This is a genomic window from Peptoniphilus sp., from assembly GCF_034090345.1.
GTDB lineage: Bacteria > Bacillota > Clostridia > Tissierellales > Peptoniphilaceae > Peptoniphilus.
Genome location: NZ_JAXDSS010000046.1, coordinates 48078 through 65381, shown reverse-complemented (window position 1 = coordinate 65381; position 17304 = coordinate 48078). Strand labels below are relative to the sequence as shown.

Here is a 17304-nt window from a genome sequence, read left to right as displayed (position 1 = left end):
TTAAGAAGTACATCTTTAGTAGAAGATTATCAGAGATGTACTTCTTTTTTTATTTTATTTGAATTTATTATCTCTTACAATTTCAGAGAGCATATCTCTGCCGGCTAGCATCTTTTTAATATTCTTAACGTCTAAGATTATTACATCATGTTTTAACAATTCATCTTTTGATTCTTCAAGTAAAAACGAAGAGTTTATTACTAAGACAGTTTTTAAATCTCTAAACATTCCCTCGAAACTTGCAATCATATCCAAAACGTCTTGATGATGTATTTTTTCTTGAGCATTATAAGATTTAAGTTCGATAGCATATTTTTGTGAGCCTTTACGAGCATATAAATCAAATCTTTCGCTTGTTTCAAAATTTTCTTCATATTTACCAACGTGGTAACCGTTGTTTTTAAGAGCCAAAGTAACCAGCTGTGTTGAAGTTAGCTCATTGTCCAAACTTTTAAGAGCCATCAGCAAATTTGTAGGGTCTATTTTAAAGAATGCTGTGCATTTTTCTTCATGTTTATTTACAGGTTTATAGTCAAAGCCAACAATTAAATTTTCTACGATATTAAAATATCCATGGGCAATGGCGTTTCTTATATGTCTTAATACAGCACTGGTTTTGGTTTCTTTTTCACCTTTAGTCATGACTATTTTTTGAGAATTTGTACATATACTATTTCTATAAATTTTTTCAATTGCTTCAGGGACCTCATCTGCAAACCACACATCTTCATCTCTGAGTTTCATATATTTCATAATTTCTAAAAAAGTGAAATCGTCATATAAGATATTTGAAACTAATTCATTGTCACGAGACTGGATTGATGCAATATCAGGAACGTACCAAAGTAAGTATTTTATGGCATCAACTAGATCAGGAGACATTTTGATTGGAATATCACCATGGATTATATTATATGAAATTTTATTTTTGCAATCATCTACTTCAAATTTGTCCGTTAGTTCCATTTAATCACCTAATTATATTATAACTTAAAGCAATTAAAAACCCACCGAATTTTTCGGCGGGTTAAGTTCACCTGGCTTTAACTATTAATGTAGAGCTTGTACGAAAGTTTTGATAAACCAAATGGTTTGAGGTTGATAGATTATATCTACAAGGAATGCTCCAACTATAGGAACAATCATCATAGCTTTTCTGGACATTCCATATCTTTCGTTTACCGCTGTCATATTTACTATTGCAGATGGTGTAGCACCTAATCCATGACCACAAAGTCCTGCACACATAACAGCTGCGTCGTAATTTGAACCCAATATTCTAAATACTACAAAGTAAGCTATAAGCATCATGAACACTACTTGAGCAACTACTACCAATAGAACTCCTCCTATTAAATCTGAAAGTTGCCAAAGTTTTAAAGTCATCATAGCTAGTGCAAGATAAAGGTTTAACATTACATTTCCTATTTCATCAACTACCGGGAAGCTGAATTTATAGAAATTGAATTTTTCATTTAAATTTCTGGCGATTACAGCTACAAACATGGCACCAACATATGTTGGAAATGACATATCGATAAGTTCTCCTATTTTACCGGATATTATACTACCAATAGCCATACATACTATTATCACAACTACATTTTTTATAACATCAAGGCTGTTTAAAGAAACATGAGTAGCATTTATAGAGGTAACTGACTCGTCAAAGTCTTCATCAACAGGTTTGAGGTTATTTTTTTCTATAAGCCTTCTGCCAAGAGGGCCACCTATTAAAACGGCAGAGATAAGACCAAAAGTTGCTGCTGCAGCACCAACAAGAGGTGCTATATCATATCCCATTTCAGCAAAAGTTGAACCATAAGATAGAGCGGCACCGTGTCCGCCAATCATTGATATTGAGCTGGCGAGAAGAGCGTAAGGCGCTTCGAGGCCGACAACTTTAGAGATAGTCATACCTATGGTATTTTGGAATAAAGAAATTATACCGCAGCATAACCAATATATAAGTAATAATTTTCCGCCGGATTTAAGTATTTTAAAACTTGCTCCAAGACCTACAGTAGTAAAGAAAGCCAACATAAACACATCTTGGAATACGTTTTCGAAGTTAAAGGTAAAACTTCCTGAGCTGTGTCCAATCCAAGTGATGAACATGAATAAAAATCCACCTATAACCGGAGCTGGAATACAATACTTTTCTAAGAAATAAATTCTATTTTTTAAAGCGTATCCAATTAATAAAAGGATTGATGCTAAGGCTAAAGTCAATATGCTGTCTAAATTGATGTTAAGAACACCTTCTAATGTTTCAAAATTCATAGTATCCTCCTAAAAATACAGAGAGGAGAGCATCTCCTCTCTCAAGTTATAAATCAGTCTTCTTCTGTTGGAATAGGACGTTTAACTATATGTTTGTAATAGAATTTTTCTACCATCATTGATACAGCATTGTCGCCTGTAACGTTAGCTGCTGTACCGAAAGAATCTTGAGTTAAGTAAAGTGAAATCAAGATTGAAGCAAGTGGTGATTCAGAAGCTATACCTACTACAGGCAGGAATGGAAGAGCACTCATAACGGCTCCACCTGGAGCCCCCGGGGCAGCTACCATTGCAACGCCAAGGATGGCAATGAATTTTAATATAAGGGCATATGAATGAGGCATATTATACATGTGTAGTAACGTGAATACACATGCAGTAAGCGTAATCATAGAACCTGGGAGGTGAACAGTTGCAGATAGAGGAATTACAAATTCTCTAATTTGTCTAGTTACACCAATTTTTCTATTACATTCAACATTGACAGGAATTGTTGCAGCTGATGATTGAGTACCAATTGCTGTTAAATAAGCAGGGACTGCTTTTCTAAGAGAAGCAAAAGGGTTTTTCTTACTATAAGCTCCGGCAACTATGAACATAGCACAAATATATAAAATATGTAGCACTATTATGCAGCCGAAGATTTTTATAAATACTGAAAGTATAGCAAATACTGATCCGGAGTAAGCCATATTTGCAAAGTTACCAAATATAAAGAATGGTAGAAGTGGTATGATTGCCTTTTCAAGTACTAAGTTGATAATAGCATTGAATTCATTTATAAGTTTATAAAAGCCTTCACCATCTCCATGTTGACGAATAATTGATACACATAAACCTATCATAAAAGCAAGAACAAGAGCTCCTGTTACATCAATAGCAGGTTTAAGTGGAATTTCAAAGAAAGCTTCAAGAGTTTTTTCACTTGCTGATTGAATTTTATCAACCATTTCAGTTGAAATAAAACTTGGGAATATATTACTAGCCATAGTGTAAGAGAGTGTACCTGCTATAAGAGTTGAAGCATAAGCAAGTCCTACGGTGGCAAGAAGTAATTTTCCGGCGCCTTCAGATAAGTCTGCAATGCCCTTAGATACAAATGCAATAATCATTAATGGGATTATAAATCCTAGGAATTTACCGAAGTTTGATGAGAAAGTAACAGCTATTTTAGTTACAACTTCAGGTAAATTTAGGCCTACTAATGTACCCAAAACTATAGCGATGATTAGTTTTGGAATTAATCCTAATTTAAAAGTCTTTTTCTCTGTCATATTAATCTCCTTCTTTCAAGAAATCTCTTCTAATTTTTTGACCGGTTTTACTTCCGGCAAGCCCGCCAAGTCCTGTCTCTCTTAAGGCTTCAATCATGGAATTTCCAACTTCACCCATTGCTATTACCACTTCATCAAATGGCACTAAACTTTCAACACCTGCAAGAGCTAAGTCTGCAGAGATAAATGCATTGATTACTCCGGATGCATTTCTGAAAGTACAAGGGTATTGAACTAAACCGGCTATAGGATCGCATACAAGTCCAAGCACGTTAATTATTGTGATACTTGCAGCGTGAAGAGCTTGCTCAACAGTTCCACCCAGCATTTCAACAAGGGCAGAAGCTGCCATTGCGGAAGCGGAACCGCATTCAGCTTGACAACCACCTTCGGCTCCGGCAAAAGTTGCATACTTGGCTATCAATTGACCTATACCTATTGAGGTAAGGAAGCCGTTTTGAATAGTGGTTCTATCAAAATTATATTTTTCAGAAGCGGCGACCAACATTGCCGGCATGATTCCGGAAGAGCCTGCAGTTGGAGCAGCTACGATTTTTCCCATTGAGGCATTTACTTCACTTGTGGAAAAAGCCATTGCCATAGCTTTTGCAAGGAAGTCGCCAATTATAGATTTCCCGGAAGTTGCATACTCATAGGTAGTCTTTGCAAATCCGTCAATCATCTTGTATTCAGTTACATCTGAATTAGTTAAATTTTTAGTTGCCGAGGAGTACATTACATCAATTACCTCGTCAAGGTTTTTTCTTATTTCTTCTTCAGTAGTGTGAGAATTTTTAATCTCTTCTTCAAGAACTAAGTCGTAGATTTTAATGCCTCTCTCACTACACACATCTATTATTTCACGAGCTGTGTTTAACATCTATACCTCCACATATTTAGCTGTTATAAATCTTTCGACACCGAGTATTGCAGATTTTAAACTGTCTGTAAGCGGCTTGTCGATTTCTACAGTTAAAGTTACAACATTAGTCAATTTATTCTTCTTAGTATTTAAAGATTCAATATTGTAATCATTTCCTGTAAGCAGTGAAGAGACGTAAGATATTACACCACGTTGCTCAGGATATTCAAGCAATATAGTTGAATACTCCCCTCTAAACTCGATGGCAATTCCATTTATGTTTACAATTTTCATAGCTCCACCACCAATAGAAGAGCCTATTACATATTCTTCATCTCTATCAGGGTATGAAAAAATTATTTTTACAGAATTTGGATGATAATTTTCACCAAGATTTATAGTAGTAAATATATAATTTAATCCGGATTCTTCAGCAATTTCAAAAGATGTTTTAATTCTGTCATCATCCGGCTCAAAGCCAAGAATTCCACCAACTAAGGCACGGTCAGTTCCATGTCCTTTATAAGTATGTGCAAAAGAACCGTGAAGTTGAAATTCAACTTTATTAAAACCTTCGCTCACAATATCGACGGCAACGTTTGCAATTTTACACGCTCCGGCAGTGTGTGAACTTGACGGGCCGACCATAATGGGGCCCATGACTTCAAATGCACTATAATCTGTCATATAACACCTCCAAATTTATTATATCAGAAAATTTGATTATTGGAATAAGTGCAAGGAAATTTTGCTTTCAGATAATAAAGTGGATATAAAAAATGTTCTTAAAAATTAAAGCTTACAATCAAAGTTTATTAGGAAGATTTAAAACCTTATAAATAAAATTTAACTTAAATGCTATGAAGAGTTAACAATATCCTGTATAATTTTATTATAAACAAAAGGAGGAGGTAGAGTATGAAATCTACAAACAACAAAAAAGAAGTCAAAGGATTTCTAAAAGGTGTTGAAGTAATAGGTAATAGACTACCACACCCTGCAATAATATTTTTTATTCTTTCAGTGGTTGTAGTAATAGCTTCGCACTTTGTTGCAAAGTATGGAACACCGGTAACATATTACGATGCTAAGGCCGGGGAAGAGGTTACCAAAAGTGCTGTATCACTATTGAATGCAGAGGGTATAAGATATATCTTCAATTCAGCAACTAAAAACTTTACAGATTTTGCTCCGCTTGGAACGGTGCTTGTAGCAATGTTAGGGGTTGGAGTTTGTGAATGGACAGGATTATTTAACACAGGTTTAAGAAAAGCACTTTTAAATGCAAATCCTAAAATACTTACTCCAATAGTAGTATTCGCAGGTATTATGTCAAACGTAGCATCAGATGCAGGGTATGTAGTTGTAGTTCCAATAGGAGCACTAATTTTTGGTCTTGCAGGACGTCATCCATTAGCAGGACTTGCAGCAGCATTTGCCGGAGTAAGTGGTGGATTCTCAGCAAACTTAATTTTAGGTACAACTGACCCTCTATTAACTAACATCACAAATGAAGCTTTAAAAGCTGCTCAAATTGACACAACAATACCAGTAACATCAAATATGTATTTCTTAGCAGTATCAGCAATATTCTTAACAGTAGTTGGAACAATCGTTACTGATAAAATTGTTGAGCCAAACTTAGGAAAATATGTTGGAGCAATAAATGAAGCTGAAGCAGCTGATAACGTTACAGACATTGAAGTAAAAGGTATCAGAAACGCTATGATTGCTCTTATTGGATATGTAATCATAATGGGAGTATTGATGTTCCCACAAGGAGCACTTTTCCAATCACTTAACGAAAAAACAGGACAAATGGATTTAAATGAATTCTTACATTATGGATTAATTCCAGCGATGATGCTTTTATTCTTAATCCCTGGTCTTGTATATGGAAAGACTATAGGAAAGATAAAATCTACTCATGATTTAGTAGCGGCTATGACATCAGCTATGAAATCAATGGGAGGATATCTTGTGCTTTCTTTCTTCGCAGCACAATTTATAGCTTATTTTGGTAAGACAAATTTAGGACTTATCATATCATACAATGGTGCAGCATTCCTTAAGTCAGCAGGTCTATCAGGATTACCACTGATAATATTATTTATTCTGTTATCAGCATTCATAAACTTGTTTATGGGTTCAGCATCAGCAAAATGGGCTATCATGGCTCCAATCTTTGTACCAATGTTGCTTGAAATGGGATTCTCTCCTGCGCTTACACAAGTTGCTTACAGAATAGGTGACTCTTCAACAAACATTATTTCACCGCTTATGACTTACTTTGCAATGATAGTAGTATTTATGCAAAAATATGACGAAGATTCAGGACTTGGAACTTTGATTTCAATGATGCTTCCATACTCACTGGCATTCTTAGTATTCTGGACAGCGTTGATGGCAGTATTCTATGCTTTCAATTTACCAATTGGTATTGGTGGAACTATATTTATGTAAAAATCTTCCTTTAGGAGCTTTATTTTCATTATTATTTTTATATAAGATTGCTTGAAATGAGTTTATAAGAGAGAAAAGAAATATAATCAAATAAATTAACCATCAAAATTAAAAAAGGTAGTGTGTCAAAAATATTTTATTGTTACACACTACCTTTTTGATTTATATTTTTGATTGTAAAAATAGATATTGTACCTGTTAAGGCGAAGAGCATGGAAATTAAAATTGTATTTGCTATTCCTAAATTTTCAACTAGTATTCCTCCAATTAACAATCCAAACACGCCACCTAGCGTGATTGAGCTTGTGAGATATCCTTGGGCTCTAATTCTCATAGATGGTGGAAATTTTCTACTGAAAAGATAAACTGAAACAGGAGTGAAAATTCCAAATCCCACTACTTGAGAAAGTTGAACGGCAAGCAAGATTCCAACGGTTGGGGCAAAATAAGTCAAGATCCCCTTTACTATAAACATAACAGCTGAAAACTTAAACAGTTTTATCAGATTATATTTTCCCAATACTTTTGGCAGAGCAAACATTGCTACGGTTTCAGAAAATGCTGCTATTGAAAAGGCAAGTCCCATGTGAGACGAATCTCCACCCAAGTTTTCCATTATTTGAAGCATAAATGAGTGGTTTATTTGATAGAATACAAATAATAGAATAACCCCTATGATGGCTGCTGTGGCCTCTTTTTTGGAAAATGGAATATCTGATTCGACTGCTTCGCTTGAAGTATGTAGGGAGTTTATATTTTCTAAGTGCGGTTGAGATAACATTATGAAGAACAACAATGCAAATAGTACGATTGAAAATATTATGGGCATATCAGAGTTTCCGACACTCATTTTACCAAGTATTAGAGAACATATTGCATACGAAAAAGCTCCTATTCCCCTGGCTTTTGAAAAGTCTATATTTTTATCAAGTTGCATATAATTCATTCCAAGACTGTTCAGTAATGGTTGAAGAGATAAAACTAACACATTGGGAATTAAAATTAAAATGAGCACTGTGATAATTGGACTGCGAAACAATAGTGAAAGTATTAGAGATATGATTGAAACTAAAATTACAATCAGCATGTATTCGCGTTCGGTTTTGCTCTTTGAATTTTCACATAGTTGAGATATAAATGGTCCAAAGAAAGCTGCAATTACACTACCGACGGCTGCTATTATTCCGATATTTGAAACGCTTATTCCACGACCGGTCAAGATAACATTGATGTATGATGTCAGACAAGCCATCAACATCCAAAAAATTGATTGAGTTAAAATATATTTTAATTTAAGATTTTTCATAAACACCTCAAGATTATTATAATTTAAAATATATAAGATAACAAAGAAAATATTTAGTTGACTGATACATTGGAGGTGAGATTATCATTTAGATAGAGGTGATAATATGTTAATAAATGAAGTTGCAAAAATTACTGGGCTAACTAAAAAGGCAATTGTGTATTATACAGAGAAAGAACTTGTGAGTCCAAAAATATTAGAAAACGGATATAGAGATTATTCACAAGAAGATGTAAAAGTTTTAAGAGATATCTATGTGTACAGAAAATTGAATTTGCAAGTTGAAGAGATAAGAGAGATTTTAAAGTACGGAAAGAAAAAGTTAGATGAAATTTCAATAAAAAAGGATTTGGAATTAAAAAGTCAATCTATTCGAGCTGAACTACTTCACAAACTATCAAATGGGTCTAAATTTGAGGAGATTGAAGAACTATTAAACATTTTAGAGAAAAACAGTTATATTTCAGAAATGCTGATTGAAAAATTTCCGGGGCATTACGGAAGATATTTATATTTACATTTTTCAAAGTTTCTTGAGATAAAAATTGTAACGGAAGAACAGAAAAGAGCGTATGAAAAAGTCATGGAGTTTTTAGATAATATGCCAAACTTTACAATTTCTGATAAACTGAGCAAGTTTTTAGAGGCTACACCTAATATGGAAATTCTTGAGATAGCGGAAAGTGAAACTATTAAGAGCATTGAAGATCCTGAGAACTTCTTGAAAAATAGAGAACAGATAGAAGCTTATTTAGAATATAGAAAGTCTAATGAATATAAAAGTTCAATTGGCTATGAGTTAATGGAAAGTTTTAAATCTTTTAATCAGGAAAATGGATTTTATGATGTATTTATTCCAAATATGAGAGTTTTGAGTAAAAAATATGATGAATTTTATAAGAAACTTGAAATTGCAAATGAACTTTTTATAGAGGAGTATGGAAATTTGGATTAAAATTTGTGTAAACTCAATCTCAAAGGGTAAATAGAGTTTGGGTGAATTTATGAATATAATAGGATTAAAAACTATAAAGATAGCTTTGGCGGCGGGAATATCTTTGTTCATAGCAGAATTATTGGGGCTTAAGTCTTCTTCAGCTGCAGCAATAATAGCAATACTAAGTGTGATGGACACTAGAGAGGCAACTTACAAAGGTGCTATAAATAGAATAGCATCGGCAATACTGGCATTGGGAATAGGAACTATGTGTTTTATGATCTTGGGGTATAATCTTTGGGCATATGTATTGTATTTAATGTTATTTGTGCCAATTTCTTTGTCATTAAAAATTGATATAGGACTTGGACCGTCAAGTGTGCTTGTAACTCATTTATTGTTATCAAATGGAGTTGATTTAGGTTTGATATTAAATGAGATTGCGCTCATGGTTATTGGTTCAGGATTTGCAATTGTAGCCAACTTATATTTCCCATCTGTTTCAAAAGAACTACAAGAAGTTTTGAATAAGATAGATGGAAAAATAAGGTCTATTTTAGTTCACTATGCAAATTATATTACACAAGATATGCCTTTGATGAAAGGTGAAGTTGTGTTTAATATTTTAGACAATGACCTCAAATTGGCAGAGACATTGCTGAGGAATGAGCGAGAAAATATGTTTTATGAAGAAAGTGCCGATTTAATGAGTTATTGGACTATGCGTGTTGAGCAAGTTAGAATTTTAAGACGCATGTTTGAAAACTTAAAGTATATGCCTCAAGAGTTTACACAGGGAACAGGCCTTGCAGAATTGATGATTTTACAAAATGAAAAGAATAGTGAGGCTGAATTAACAGACACTATAATTAATAGATTAAAAGAGCTCTACAACAGATATAGAAATTTACCATTACCTGAATCGAGAGATGAGTTTGAAAAAAGGTCTACATTATTTAGGGCTTACTTAGAGTTTAAAGAGTTTGTAGATGTTAGAAATGCTTATGATGATGTGATAGAAGCTAAAAAATCCACAATAAATTAAAAGAGAGGGCACCCTCTCTTTTTTAGCTAGTTTTTATTTACAGATGCATCGAAGATTGAATCGATTGATGCTTGAAGCATATTGTCGAATTCTTCATCAGTTTGGTCAGCTCTTAATCCTTCAGAAAGTGCTCTTGAAAAAGAAGCTATCAATCTGTGATTAGCCTTTAATCTCGCATTAGATTCTTCTCTTGAATAGCCGCCTGAAAGTACTACTATTCTAACAACTTGTTCGAAGTCGTACAGGTCTTCATAAAGGTCATTCTTTTCAGGAAGAGTAAGTTTGAACATAAGTCTTGAATCAGAATCTAAAACTTCAAGTTGAGCTTTTAGTTCATCATGAAGAACTTGTTCTATTTCTGCTTTCTTTTCAGAGTGAATATCTACTTCCGGTTCGATGATAGGAACGAATCCGGCTGCCATAATTTTTTTAGCATATTCAAATTGTTGAGCAACTACAGCCTTGATTCCTTCAACATTAAGTTCTTTTATAACTGATCTCATCTTAGTTCCGAATATAGCACGTTCTTTTGCATTTTCAAGAAGTTCATCAAGACCCTTCATTTCTTTCATAAGTTGAACGCCATCTTTTTCTTCATCAAGACCTTCATCAATTTTTAAAATAGGAACTATTCCAAGTTCATTCCATAGGTAGTCTGCAGTGTAAACGCCATCAATTTTAGAATTCATTGTTCTCTTGAAAAGTATTGTAGCAAGGATTTTTTCGCCGTTAAAAGCAGGACTTTTTATAATCCTTGTTCTCATTTCATGAACAAGTTCAAACATTTCTTCTTCGCTATTGTAGCTACTTTCTTCAATTCCGTATAGTCTAAGTGCTTTTGGAGTAGATCCACCACTTTGGTCAAGAGCGGCGATAAATCCGTCTTTAGATTTCATTTGTTCGAGTTGATTTTGATTCATTTTATCCCCCTTTTATTTATTTTAAGTATATCATAAACCTTAAGTGTTGTATAATAAAGGTTAATATAATACAATAAGACAAATAAAATTTAGGAGTATTATGAATTATTACGCAGTAAAAAAAGGAAGACAGACAGGAGTATTCACCACTTGGAATGAGTGCAAAAGACAAGTGCTTGGGTTCGGCGGAGCAGTATACAAAAAATTTCCAACACTTTCTGAAGCGGAGGCCTTTATAGGTGGAGAAACTCATTTAGAAAAAAAGATAGATAATAAATCAGAGATAGTGAGTTCTATATCTGATGGAGAGATAATAGCTTATGTTGACGGTTCTTATGACAAGAATGAAAAAAGCTACTCTTATGGAATGGTACTGACTGACGGAGTGAATGTAATAGAAACTGACAGCAAGAGATTTTTCGAAGCAGAAGATGCTTCAATGAGAAATGTTGCAGGAGAGATAATGGGTTCTAAAGTTGCAATTGAACGAGCTTTAGAGCTTGGATATAAAAAAATATATCTTCACTACGATTACATGGGCATAGAGTGTTGGGCTCTTGGAAGTTGGAAAGCGAACAAGAAATCAACTCAGGAGTACAGAGATTTTTATTCTAGTGTAAAGGACAAGATAACAGTTGAATTTATAAAGGTGCAAGCACATACTGGAGTTGAGTTTAACGAACTTGCAGATAAGCTTGCAAAAGGTGCAAAATGAGAAAAAGTTGGGATGAATATTTTTTAGAAATAACAGAGATGGTAGCCACAAGGTCAACTTGTGACAGAGCATTTGTGGGATGTGTAATAGTAAATAACGAACACAGAATTGTTTCTACGGGATATAATGGTTCGTTGGCTGGGAATCCACAATGTGATGAGATAGGACATACTATGAGAGACGGACATTGTATTGCAACAATACATGCTGAGATGAATGCTCTTTTATATTGTGCAAAAGAGGGTATAAGTGTAAAAGGTTGTACTGCATACGTCACTCACTTTCCTTGCTTAAACTGTACAAAAGCTCTAATCCAAGCCGGCATAACTGCCATATACTATAGGGATGCATATAGAGTGGATGACTATGCTCTAAAACTTATAAAGGATAACAATGTAGAGTTGAAGAAGTTAGAGAGGAGAGACAAATGAGTTTTATAAAGGAATTTAAGGAATTTATTGCCAGAGGAAACGTAATGGACCTTGCTGTTGCAGTTATAATAGGTGGAGCATTTGGTAAAATTGTAACTTCATTAGTAGATGATGTAATAATGCCTGTAATCGCATATATAACAGGTGGTATTAATTTTGACGATATGTTTATAACTCTTGACGGTTCAAAGCATGCTACTCTTGCCGCAGCTAAAGAAGCAGGAGCTCCGGTTATGGGACTAGGAGCGTTTATTGGCAATGTTTTAAACTTTTTAATAATTGCACTTGTAATTTTTATTATGATTAGACAAATTAATAGAGTTAAAAAGAGATTTGAAAAAGAAGAGGAAGAAGCTGCACAAACAACAAAAACTTGCCCTTATTGCAAGAGTGAAGTTGCTATTGATGCTACAAGATGTCCTCATTGTACAAGTGAGCTTAACTAATTGAGGGGAACGAAGAATTATGCTTGGATTAGTTTTAGAAGGTGGAGGAGCAAAAGGAGCCTATCAAATAGGTTCCTATTTTGCGTTAAAGGAACTTGGATATAAGTTTGATGCGGTAGTTGGGACTTCAATTGGAGCAATAAATGGAGCTATGATAGCTATGGGAGAAGCTAATGTGGCTATGGAAGCTTGGAGGAATACGGGACTTTCAGATTATTATGATAGCAAAGAAGTTGCTCAGATAGTTTCGGAAAAGCAAACAAACAATATGTTTCACAATCTTAAAAAGTTAATTGACAACTTAAATAGCAAGAGAATTTCAATTGAACCACTTAGAAATTTTGTTTATCAATACATAGATGAAGATAAAGTAAGAAATTCAAAAATGAAATTTGGCCTTGTAACTATAAATTTGACAGATAGAGTTGTTGAAGAAAAGTTTGTTGAAGATATTCCGAAAGGACAACTTAGAGATTATATAATAGCCTCTTGTTACTTACCGATTTTTAAAAGAGAATTGATAAATGGGAAGTCATATCTAGACGGGGGTTTTGCAAATCAAATTCCATATAATATGGTTGAACGATTGGGAATGCGACCGGTTATTATAAGAGCAAATCCAAATGATTTTAGAAATATGATAATACCAAGCGATGCCATAGTAATTGCACCGAGCGAAAAATATGTTGAAACTATGGACTTCAACCCAAATAAATCAGAGGAACTTATAAGGATAGGGTATTTTGATACATATAAGAAGTTCAAGGGATTTTTGGGCAAGAAATACTATGTGAAACCATTTGATGAAGTTGAAGCTGACAAGCTTTTAAGAGAACTATATTTTGAAAAGGTAAAGGAGTATTCAAATCTTCAATTTGAGTCAGAGTATAGAAAATTCTATGAAGAATTCATACCATCTATAGCTGTAAGTTTGAAACTTGAAAGTAACTATAAATATTCTGAAGTTTTGACCGGATTGTTTGAATACTTTGCCAATAAGCACAACATAGATTACTTAAAGATATATGATATAGAACAGCTAGGTACTATTTTAAAAGCAAGAGGAGATTTTGAAAAATTACCTGAAGAGTTATTGAGTGTATTCAACATCAAGATTTTAATGAATAAGGTGTTAAGATGAAGTTAGAAGAGATTTCAGAAATATTTAAAGACTATGAGCCAAAACCCATAGAAGTGGAAAATAGCTATAGTGTATTAATTCCACTAATAGAAGTTGGAAATGAAATACATTTATTATATGAGGTTAGAAGTAAAGAGCTGAGAAATCAGCCCGGTGAGATAAGTTTTCCGGGCGGAAAGATAGAAAGCGGGGAAAATCCGGCTGAAGCGGCAGTAAGAGAGACCTCTGAAGAATTGTGTATCACAAAAGATAGGGTTGAAGTGATATCAGAAGGAGACTATTTAGTCAATCCGTATCACGCAATAATTTATTCTACAATTGGAAAATTGAATTTAGATGCGAGTAAGATACATCCAAGTAGAGATGAAGTTGATTCAATATTTTGCGTTCCTCTCACTTATTTTTTAGAAAATGAACCCAATATATATGAAGTCGATTTAAAAGTTAAGAGTTCAGAAGACTTTCCTTATGACTTAATTCCAAATGGAAAGAATTATAAATTTAAAAGAGGAACTGACAAAATTTATTTTTATAGATATAAGGACAAAATAATTTGGGGATTCACAGCTAAACTTACCTACACATTTATACAAATGTTAAAACAAAAAACAATGTGAAATAAAAGTAACTTTAAACCAATTTGCAAGAATAATTATTAAACTTTTTGGGAAATAGTCACAAATAATACCGGAAAACTTGAAAATTAAAATAAATTTGTGGGACAGATATTCAAAAAATTTTAAAAGGTTACAAATTATTGACAAATTTATAAAACTCCTATATACTAACAAAGTCAGAAAGTAGTTACAAAACGATTACAAAATTTACAAATCAGTAACCGTTTTAGAGTAGGAGGAGTTATGAGTTTAAATCATGGAGAGTGGAAGAAGAAAGCACTAACTTTTGCGATGGGAGCAATTATTCTTTCTTCGACATTCACATTAGGTTTTAACACTATAATGAGCAAGGAAGTAAGTCTTATTATAGATGGAAAAGAAAGCAAAGTAGTGACATATACATCGACAGTAGGAAGCTTTTTAGAAAATGAAGGAATAGAATTAAAAGACAAAGAAGTCGTTGAACCAAGTTTAGATACAAAGCTTGTTGATGATATGGACATAATAATAAAGGCACCAAAGAACTATAAGCTTCAAGATGGAGCAGAAGTAAAATCAGTAAAGGCCATAGGAGACAATGTCGGAGAAATACTTAAGAATTTAAAGGTAAACGTAGATGAAGATGACGTTGTTACACCGGCTATGAATACACCTGTTAAACCGGACACTCTAATAGTTATAGAGAGAGTCAACAGAGAAGCTTTTGATGTGCAAACAGATATACCTTTTGAAACAGAAGTAAGAGAAAATCCTGAAATGTTTAAAGGTGAAGAAAAAGTTATCCAACAAGGTATAGTTGGTAAGAAAACAGACACAGTACAACATACTTTTGTAAATGGTCAAATGGTTTCAATAGATGTAATAAATTCTGTTGTATCTCAAGAACCTGTAAATACCATTGTTGAAAAAGGTACTAAAGATAAACCTAAAGAAGAGCAATCCTCTTCTTTACAAGGAAGAAATGTAAAAAAAGTCATAGTTATGCAAGCAACAGCTTATGACCCAACAGCTGGTTCGAAGACAGCTATGGGGACAAGAGCAAGAGTTGGAGCAGTAGCTGTAGATCCAAGAGTTATACCGCTTGGCTCAAAATTATATATAGAGTCAATGGATGGATTCCCAACTTATGGATATGCTGTAGCAGAAGACACAGGTGGGGCAATTAAAGGAAATAGAATAGATTTATTTTACAATACAAATGCTCAAGCAAATAAGTTTGGAAGAAGGAATGTAAAAGTTTACGTATTAGATTAGACAGGAGCCGAAAGGCTCCTTTTTATGTTATAATCCGATTTAGGAGGAAGTATGAGAGAAAAATCGGATTTGTTGGATAGATATATAAATCAAATGGTAAAGTATTTGAGCTATGAAAACTCTATAACTGCGACTAATGATTTAAACGAAATAATAGAGAGTGAACTGGGAGAGGATTATACATACGAAGAATTAGAAGCTTTTCTATTGACGCTTGGAAGCCCTTATAATTTTTCAACCAAGTATGAAGTCAAACAAAATATACTCATTTCAGGGAAAAATTATGAGATATTTTTTAAGTATTTGAAGATAATGGCTTTAGAAATCATATTGGCTACAATAATTTATAAATTTATTGGCGGATTTGAAAACAAGACCGGAATTATAAACTCAGTTAAAATTTTATTGCTGACAGTTTTTATAACGGGAGTACTTAGCAGTTTCATATCGGAGAGAGTTAAGAATATCAGAATGATGAGCTCTCTTGTAAAAGACTTCTCTATAGAAGAACTGTATTATTCAAAAGAAAGATACACTAAAAATAATGGCGAGTATCTATTTATGTGTGTATTCAGTTTATTTATATTCTTGAGTATAATCTATGCTAGTTTAAGTTCAGAAGAAGCACTTACAAAAGCATTACAAATAATATTTTTCATGTTGGTTTTAAGGGATATAAGTAGGATATCCGAAGTATATTATGGAAAATTTATCACTACGCTAAGTGTAATAACAGATGTAGGAGCTTTGATTTTGCTAAGCACAATACTCAAAATGTATTTTTATGAAACACAACTCAGAATAGTTTACTATCTATTAATTTTAACCATTGCATTTGATTTAGTAAGTACACTAATCAAATTAAAAAGAAGTATGAAAATTTCGAATAATAAAAACAAAAGTAAAAGAAGGTAAAAAATATATTTGACTTTCTTTGACTTTAGTTCTATAATATATTTAGCACTTGAGATAAGAGAGTGCTAAATATATTATAGATGGAGATGTTAAAATGACAAATTTAGTTAGAAGAAATGGATTTGGATTACAAAATAGGGGTTTTGAAGATTTTTACAACATGATGGATTCATTCTTTAATGAAGAGTTTCCATCAAAGAGAACTAATATGGAATCTTTCAAGGTAGACATAATTGAAAATGACAATGAGTACACTGTAGAAGCTGAGCTTCCGGGATTCGAAAAGGAAGATATAAGCATTGAATTTGACGAAGGAAGATTGACATTAAAAGCTGAGAAGTCAGAGGCAATTGATGAAAGTGATAAGTCTAAAAATTATATTCATCGTGAAAGAAAGATGTCCAAAGTTTCAAGAAGAATGTATTTTAAAGATGTAGATGAAGAAAATATCAAGGCAAGCTTAGATAAAGGAGTGTTAAATATACAAATTCCTAAAAAAGCTGACTTGCAAAGAGTAAAAAATATACAAATTGATTAAAAATATGACTCCAAGTCTTTAGAGATTTGGAGTCATATTTTTAATTTGTGGATATTCTATAGACTTAATAGGTATAAAATAAAATTATCGACAAAAATTTTTTTGAATTATATTATTCACAATAATTATAATTTTAGGTTTTAGAACGAAAGGAAGT

Annotated in this window: 18 protein-coding genes; 11 read left to right on the top strand and 7 right to left on the bottom strand. The window is 33.2% G+C overall.

The window, feature by feature from the left end; all coding sequences use genetic code 11:
- Positions 1–54: 54 nt before the first annotated feature.
- The 5 genes from SOR77_RS03720 to sdaAB all read right to left on the bottom strand — a co-directional run bounded on the left by SOR77_RS03720 (position 55) and on the right by sdaAB (position 5106).
- Entirely contained in the window at positions 55–966 is a 912-nt protein-coding gene (locus tag SOR77_RS03720; RefSeq protein WP_320635842.1) for a hypothetical protein, read from the bottom strand.
- Between the two features lie 84 nt (positions 967–1050).
- Positions 1051–2283: a sodium/glutamate symporter gene (gltS, locus tag SOR77_RS03715; protein ID WP_320635841.1), complete on the bottom strand. Its 1233-nt coding sequence runs from the start codon at positions 2281–2283 to the stop codon at positions 1051–1053.
- A gap of 53 nt (positions 2284–2336) precedes the next feature.
- On the bottom strand, positions 2337–3557 hold the full coding sequence (locus SOR77_RS03710) for a dicarboxylate/amino acid:cation symporter (RefSeq protein WP_320635840.1): 1221 nt from the start codon (positions 3555–3557) through the stop codon (positions 2337–2339).
- Position 3558: 1 nt separating this feature from the next.
- Positions 3559–4437 (bottom strand): L-serine ammonia-lyase, iron-sulfur-dependent, subunit alpha, encoded by an 879-nt coding sequence (gene sdaAA, locus SOR77_RS03705; protein WP_320635839.1) that lies wholly within the window; start codon positions 4435–4437, stop codon positions 3559–3561.
- The gene (sdaAB, locus tag SOR77_RS03700) at positions 4438–5106 is read right to left on the bottom strand and encodes an L-serine ammonia-lyase, iron-sulfur-dependent subunit beta (protein ID WP_320635838.1); all 669 of its coding nucleotides are present in this window, start codon (positions 5104–5106) and stop codon (positions 4438–4440) included.
- A gap of 231 nt (positions 5107–5337) precedes the next feature.
- Between sdaAB and SOR77_RS03695 the strand changes: the two genes are divergently transcribed.
- On the top strand, positions 5338–6882 hold the full coding sequence (locus tag SOR77_RS03695) for an AbgT family transporter (RefSeq protein ID WP_320635837.1): 1545 nt from the start codon (positions 5338–5340) through the stop codon (positions 6880–6882).
- Between the two features lie 142 nt (positions 6883–7024).
- Here the strand turns inward: SOR77_RS03695 and SOR77_RS03690 are convergent, their stop codons facing one another.
- Positions 7025–8188: an MFS transporter gene (locus SOR77_RS03690; RefSeq protein ID WP_320635836.1), complete on the bottom strand. Its 1164-nt coding sequence runs from the start codon at positions 8186–8188 to the stop codon at positions 7025–7027.
- Positions 8189–8294: 106 nt separating this feature from the next.
- Here SOR77_RS03690 and SOR77_RS03685 point away from each other — a divergent pair, with 106 nt between their 5' ends.
- The gene (locus SOR77_RS03685; protein ID WP_320635835.1) at positions 8295–9143 is read left to right on the top strand and encodes a MerR family transcriptional regulator; all 849 of its coding nucleotides are present in this window, start codon (positions 8295–8297) and stop codon (positions 9141–9143) included.
- 49 nt (positions 9144–9192) lie between these two features.
- Positions 9193–10170 (top strand): aromatic acid exporter family protein, encoded by a 978-nt coding sequence (locus tag SOR77_RS03680; protein WP_320635834.1) that lies wholly within the window; start codon positions 9193–9195, stop codon positions 10168–10170.
- Between the two features lie 26 nt (positions 10171–10196).
- On the opposite strand, the gene SOR77_RS03675 is transcribed toward SOR77_RS03680, so the two are convergent.
- Positions 10197–11090 carry a fructose bisphosphate aldolase gene (locus tag SOR77_RS03675; protein ID WP_320635833.1) on the bottom strand — a complete coding sequence of 298 codons (894 nt, stop codon included), beginning with the start codon at positions 11088–11090 and terminating at the stop codon, positions 10197–10199.
- Positions 11091–11190: 100 nt separating this feature from the next.
- Between SOR77_RS03675 and SOR77_RS03670 the strand changes: the two genes are divergently transcribed.
- From SOR77_RS03670 to SOR77_RS03635, 8 genes are all read left to right on the top strand, one after another.
- Positions 11191–11805, top strand: a complete 615-nt coding sequence (locus SOR77_RS03670; protein WP_320635832.1) for a ribonuclease H family protein — start codon at positions 11191–11193, stop codon at positions 11803–11805.
- On the top strand, positions 11802–12236 hold the full coding sequence (locus tag SOR77_RS03665) for a deoxycytidylate deaminase (RefSeq protein WP_320635831.1): 435 nt from the start codon (positions 11802–11804) through the stop codon (positions 12234–12236). The genes SOR77_RS03670 and SOR77_RS03665 overlap by 4 nt, the downstream gene beginning before the upstream one ends.
- Entirely contained in the window at positions 12233–12682 is a 450-nt protein-coding gene (mscL, locus tag SOR77_RS03660) for a large conductance mechanosensitive channel protein MscL (protein WP_320635830.1), read from the top strand. Before SOR77_RS03665 ends, mscL begins: the two co-directional genes overlap by 4 nt.
- A 19-nt stretch (positions 12683–12701) precedes the next feature.
- Positions 12702–13823, top strand: a complete 1122-nt coding sequence (locus SOR77_RS03655) for a patatin-like phospholipase family protein (protein ID WP_320635829.1) — start codon at positions 12702–12704, stop codon at positions 13821–13823.
- On the top strand, positions 13820–14440 hold the full coding sequence (locus SOR77_RS03650) for a CoA pyrophosphatase (protein ID WP_320635828.1): 621 nt from the start codon (positions 13820–13822) through the stop codon (positions 14438–14440). Before SOR77_RS03655 ends, SOR77_RS03650 begins: the two co-directional genes overlap by 4 nt.
- Positions 14441–14683: 243 nt before the next feature.
- Positions 14684–15694 (top strand): 3D domain-containing protein, encoded by a 1011-nt coding sequence (locus SOR77_RS03645; RefSeq protein ID WP_320635827.1) that lies wholly within the window; start codon positions 14684–14686, stop codon positions 15692–15694.
- Positions 15695–15745: 51 nt separating this feature from the next.
- Positions 15746–16609: a hypothetical protein gene (locus SOR77_RS03640; RefSeq protein ID WP_320635826.1), complete on the top strand. Its 864-nt coding sequence runs from the start codon at positions 15746–15748 to the stop codon at positions 16607–16609.
- Positions 16610–16703: 94 nt separating this feature from the next.
- A complete protein-coding gene (locus SOR77_RS03635) occupies positions 16704–17147 on the top strand; it encodes an Hsp20/alpha crystallin family protein (RefSeq protein ID WP_320635825.1) in 444 nt (147 codons plus the stop codon).
- Positions 17148–17304: the final 157 nt, after the last annotated feature.

What these genes read in the sequence shown, in the direction of transcription:
- SOR77_RS03720 (WP_320635842.1), bottom strand. Translation starts at nt 966, where the DNA reads ATGGAACTAACGGACAAATTTGAAGTAGATGATTGCAAAAATAAAATT.
- gltS (WP_320635841.1), bottom strand. Translation starts at nt 2,283, where the DNA reads ATGAATTTTGAAACATTAGAAGGTGTTCTTAACATCAATTTAGACAGC.
- SOR77_RS03710 (WP_320635840.1), bottom strand. Translation starts at nt 3,557, where the DNA reads ATGACAGAGAAAAAGACTTTTAAATTAGGATTAATTCCAAAACTAATC.
- sdaAA (WP_320635839.1), bottom strand. Translation starts at nt 4,437, where the DNA reads ATGTTAAACACAGCTCGTGAAATAATAGATGTGTGTAGTGAGAGAGGC.
- sdaAB (WP_320635838.1), bottom strand. Translation starts at nt 5,106, where the DNA reads ATGACAGATTATAGTGCATTTGAAGTCATGGGCCCCATTATGGTCGGC.
- SOR77_RS03695 (WP_320635837.1), top strand. Translation starts at nt 5,338, where the DNA reads ATGAAATCTACAAACAACAAAAAAGAAGTCAAAGGATTTCTAAAAGGT.
- SOR77_RS03690 (WP_320635836.1), bottom strand. Translation starts at nt 8,188, where the DNA reads ATGAAAAATCTTAAATTAAAATATATTTTAACTCAATCAATTTTTTGG.
- SOR77_RS03685 (WP_320635835.1), top strand. Translation starts at nt 8,295, where the DNA reads ATGTTAATAAATGAAGTTGCAAAAATTACTGGGCTAACTAAAAAGGCA.
- SOR77_RS03680 (WP_320635834.1), top strand. Translation starts at nt 9,193, where the DNA reads ATGAATATAATAGGATTAAAAACTATAAAGATAGCTTTGGCGGCGGGA.
- SOR77_RS03675 (WP_320635833.1), bottom strand. Translation starts at nt 11,090, where the DNA reads ATGAATCAAAATCAACTCGAACAAATGAAATCTAAAGACGGATTTATC.
- SOR77_RS03670 (WP_320635832.1), top strand. Translation starts at nt 11,191, where the DNA reads ATGAATTATTACGCAGTAAAAAAAGGAAGACAGACAGGAGTATTCACC.
- SOR77_RS03665 (WP_320635831.1), top strand. Translation starts at nt 11,802, where the DNA reads ATGAGAAAAAGTTGGGATGAATATTTTTTAGAAATAACAGAGATGGTA.
- mscL (WP_320635830.1), top strand. Translation starts at nt 12,233, where the DNA reads ATGAGTTTTATAAAGGAATTTAAGGAATTTATTGCCAGAGGAAACGTA.
- SOR77_RS03655 (WP_320635829.1), top strand. Translation starts at nt 12,702, where the DNA reads ATGCTTGGATTAGTTTTAGAAGGTGGAGGAGCAAAAGGAGCCTATCAA.
- SOR77_RS03650 (WP_320635828.1), top strand. Translation starts at nt 13,820, where the DNA reads ATGAAGTTAGAAGAGATTTCAGAAATATTTAAAGACTATGAGCCAAAA.
- SOR77_RS03645 (WP_320635827.1), top strand. Translation starts at nt 14,684, where the DNA reads ATGAGTTTAAATCATGGAGAGTGGAAGAAGAAAGCACTAACTTTTGCG.
- SOR77_RS03640 (WP_320635826.1), top strand. Translation starts at nt 15,746, where the DNA reads ATGAGAGAAAAATCGGATTTGTTGGATAGATATATAAATCAAATGGTA.
- SOR77_RS03635 (WP_320635825.1), top strand. Translation starts at nt 16,704, where the DNA reads ATGACAAATTTAGTTAGAAGAAATGGATTTGGATTACAAAATAGGGGT.